This is a genomic window from Kaarinaea lacus (genome assembly GCF_975902315.1).
In genome coordinates this window covers 1-4,528 of the sequence record NZ_CDLKIE010000484.1, presented here as the reverse complement: position 1 = coordinate 4,528, position 4,528 = coordinate 1, and the positions used below count along the sequence as shown (strand labels likewise).

1 protein-coding gene is annotated in these 4,528 nt (G+C 49.7%); it reads right to left on the bottom strand.

Annotated elements, in window-relative coordinates:
- Nucleotides 1–4,148 (bottom strand): PKD domain-containing protein (locus ACWVCM_RS14995; protein ID WP_455202573.1); only part of this gene is annotated, 4,148 nt, incomplete at its 3' end.
- Nucleotides 4,149–4,528 lie beyond the last annotated feature (380 nt).

Sequence of the window (4,528 nt, the reverse complement as noted above, 5' to 3'; positions counted from 1 at the left end):
CCCGTTACCTGGCTCCGACCTGGCGCTCCCGCGCCTGGTTGATTAACATAGCCGCCTAAAATGACCGGATTAATCAAAGGTTGCGCGTTTCCAGGTGTATTGTTACGCGTTAGCGGCGCACTTGGGTCATTAACATCACTATCGACCTGGGTACCGCTTTGCGTGGTGATCGTTCCACTCAGTTGCGTAAATGGAAACACGCTCACCAATATCGTGTCTGCGTGTGTCGCACCGCTGTTATCTGATACGGTTAATTCAAAACCAAGCTCGGTGGCGATACTGACTTGCGGTGCACCAAAATTAGCATTGGCGGTATTGGCATTATTTAATGTCACGGCAGGACCGGCCGTTTGCGTCCACTGAAAGCCTGTGACCGTGCCATCGCTATCAGTACCATTTCCAGTGAGTACTACAAAATCCTGGCTATTTACCGACTGGTCTGGTCCGGCGTTTGCGATAGGTGGCTGATTGCCAACAACCGCAGGATTGATGGTAATAATCACTTCATCAAAACCAGTCGCGCCCAGGTTATCAGAAACTGTTAGCCGTAATGTCGCAGTAGCGGTTGTTTGCACAAGTGGCGCCGTAAACTCCAGGGTAGGATTAGCCACATTATTCAATACGAGTGGTACGCCGCCAGTTTGCGTCCACAGATAATTGCTAACTGTTCCATCCGTGTCACTACCACTACCAGTAATAGAAACAGGATCACCGGAAGTAACCGTCTGATTGGCTCCCGCATTGGCGGCGGGAGGAATATTATTGACTACCGCCGGATTGATAGTTATCACGACATCATCGAATCCGGCACCACCCAGGTTATCTATAACTGTCAGTCGTAATGTTGCAGTTGCTGTCTGTTGTACGGGGGGTGCATTAAATTGCAAGGTGGCGTTAGTCGTATTGTTCAGCACGACGGGCTCCCCGCCTACCTGACTCCATGAATAACTGGCGATAATGCCATCCGAGTCACTGCCACTGCCGGTAAGCGTTACCAGTTGACCGGCATCAACCGTTTCATCCAGTCCTGCGTTTGCGGTAGGGGCAATGTTTGCGACTACAGGATTGACTGTGACAACAACATCATCGACGCCACTTGCACCCAGATTGTCTGTTACCGTTAGCCGCAATGTAATATTGCTTGTTGAAGTCGCCGCGGGCGCTGAAAATGATACTGTATCGGTGTTAGCATTATTCAGGCTGACGCTGATACCATTTAATTGTATCCATTGATAGCTGGCGATACTGCCATCACTATCGCTGCCACTACCGGTGATTGACACTGTTTCACCCGCGGTGACGACACGATCTGCTCCTGCATTCGCCGAGGGTGCAACATTGTTGCTCCCCGTTGCAGGAATAACAGTAACGACAACCTCATCAAACCCAATAGCCGCCGCATCATCCACTGCGGACAGGCGCAGGGTAAAACTGGTCGCTGATCCCACGCTGGGCGCAATAAAACTTACGGTTGGTGTAGTAGAATTGCTGAGACTAAGAAGCGGCGATCCCGACATCTGCGTCCATATATAAGTCGTGATCACACCATCATCTGTGGCGGAGCCAGTGATCGACACGTTCTCGCCGGAGACCGCTGTAAAATCACCTCCTACGTTTACGACGGGTACACCATTACCCGCATTGACCGGGTTGATGGTTATGAAGACATCATCTGACGCACTGGCACCCTGGTCATCAACCACCGTTAACCGTAAATGCAATTGTGTAGACTGGGTAACATCAGGGGCAATAAAATCCACCGTTGCGGTTGCGGTACCGTTAAGCGCAACAACGGGGCCTGCTATCTTCGCCCAGGTATATTGCACTATTTGTCCGTCTGAATCGACGGCATTACCGGTAATTGTTACATTGTTGCCGGAGAGCACGGCGAAATCTGTTTCCACGTCGACAGTCGGTGATGCATTCGTTACCGGTTCTACCGATATGTTCACAAAATCTGTCCCCGATGCACCCTTGTCATCCGTAACCGTCAACTCTATCGTGATGTTTGTTGTAGTTGTCACTTGAGGGGCAGTAAAATTTGCGGTTGGACTGTTGGCATTGTTTAGCGTTATAGATGGTCCATTGGTTTGACGCCATGAATACGTTAATGGATCAAGATCCTGATCCGAGCCCAATCCACTCAGGGTTACCAGATCGCCGCCGGCGACCCTCTGATCAACACCGGCATTGGCAACCGGCGCATTATTTGGGAGCGGTGCATTTATCGTAATAGATACTGCGTCGCTGCCATCGGCGCCCCCATCATCAACCACCGTCAAGCGTAGCGTGATAATAGACTGTTGCTGCACTTCAGGAACGTCAAAACTCACTGTCGCAGTATTTGCACCATTTAAAGTAACAGGCGGACCTGCGACCTGCGTCCAGAATAAATTGATAATGTTGCCGTCATTATCAAATCCGCTACCGGTAATAGTAACCGGGGTGGCATCACCCGAATTAACGGTGAGATCGGGACCCGCATTTGCAGTTGGCGGCACATTACGTGTTATATGAATAACAACCGTGTCCTTGCCAATTGCGCCATTATCATCCGTAACCGTTAATTCAAAGGTTAGATTGTCGGAATCCAGGTTGGCGGGAAGTTGAGGTGCCTGAAATCCCGGGTTGGCACTGTTGCGATTAAAAATAACCGTTGTTGCTCCACCAACCTGCGTCCACAGGTAACTGATAATGTTGCCATCGGGATCATCGCTGCCAATACTCGAAAGATTAACCGTATCGCCAGGTTGCAGAAACTGGTCGGCACCCGCATTAGCGATGGGTGGCGCATTAGCGCGTATCTCGACCTGGTCAATGCCAATAGCCCCCTGGTCATCGGTTACTGTCAATTGCAGAACTATGGCGACTTGACCCTGCATGTCGGAGGGCATCGTAAAACTGACGACCTCAGAGTTTGCGCCAGTCAATGTCACCACTGGTCCATCGGTTTGCGTCCATGAAAAATTAACGATACTTCCATCCGAATCGCTACCACTTCCTGTAATGGTGATGAGTTCGCCGAGGTTCACGGTCCGATTGATACCAGCACTCGCGGTGGGTGGCTTATTCGCTAACGCCGGGCTAACAGTTACGACCAGCTGGTCACTCGCGGTAGCACCCAGGTTATCAGTAACGGTGAGCTGTATCGTGAAGCTGGTATCAATGCTAACCACAGGAGCGGTAAAGCTTACACTGGGAGTTGATGCATCCAGTAATGTCAGGGAAGGTACGCCATCAACCTGTTCCCATAGATACGAGACAATATTGCCATCCCGATCGCTGGCATTGCCCTGTACGGTAACCAATTGGGCTGACTCCACCTGAATATCGCCTCCTACGCTCACAGTGGGCGAATTATTCATCATTACTTCTACTGATACATTCGTTGATGCGCTAGCCCCCGCGCTATCTGTCGCGGTAACTTCAAACAGGATGGTTCCCGGTGTTGAAGGCGCTGTAAAACTGAGGATCGAACCTGTTGATTCACCACTCCCTAACACCAGGGCTGGCGTGCTAATTTCTCTCCATCTTATTTGAGGAATTCCATCTTCCGCATCACTGGCAATTGCCGTCAGCTCAACTGTTTCGCCTGGCTGTACGATGACATCAGGGATTTCCTGAATCGTCGGAGGCGTATTATTGACTGGTGTTGTCTGGTTATTGGGAAGGAATGTGACCGTGATTTCATCCGATGCCATATTGCCCTGATCGTCCCATCCCGTGAGACGCAAGGTCGTTTTTCTGGCATCACCAGGCGTATCAGCAGAAAATATCGCGGGCGAGAACCTGACCTGGAACCGATCGGTATTTGTTAAATTTCTGACACGCGGACCATTACCTATCTGCTCCCAGAGTAAACGTGTCGCCGTGGTACGTCCCGCGCTAAGTAGTACCTCGTCACCATAGTCATCCAGTATTAAATCCGGGCCAAGATTGATAACGAGCTGTTCGGGAGGAAACTCGATTGGCGGTGGTTCTACATTATTATTACCGCCACTTGAATCACCGGAAGGATCATCGACGATCGGTGCGCCACCGGGAGGAACTTCACTGGAACCACCACCACAGGCAGTCAGCAATACAATTGCCACCGCCAACAGAGATCGCAAAATAAATTGACTGTATTGAGGAACCGTTTTTCCCATTACACCCATGCCCCGAAACTACAATCCTTTGTTATTATTGTTTTCATTTGAGTCGCACAGAAGCAAACTGTCGTTGTACACTCAGTACCAGCCTGTAACCCGGTTTCAGTAAAATCGTTTGATGTTCGATTACTGTGTGGCGAATTTAGGTCCCAGCGACTGAGACCACTTAACTTCTTTACCGCCAAGTTACCGCCAAGCCCGGTATCGCTAAAGACCAGCAATTGCACGAGAAGCGATTACACTAACAATTTGTTTTTACTTAATAATTTGACATTGTGAACGGCAGGAAGATAATAACAACACTTTCAATCACCCCAGTAGTCATTAGAAAACCGCCCTAAATCGAAGAATATCTGTATATATTCGGATTGCCAAGT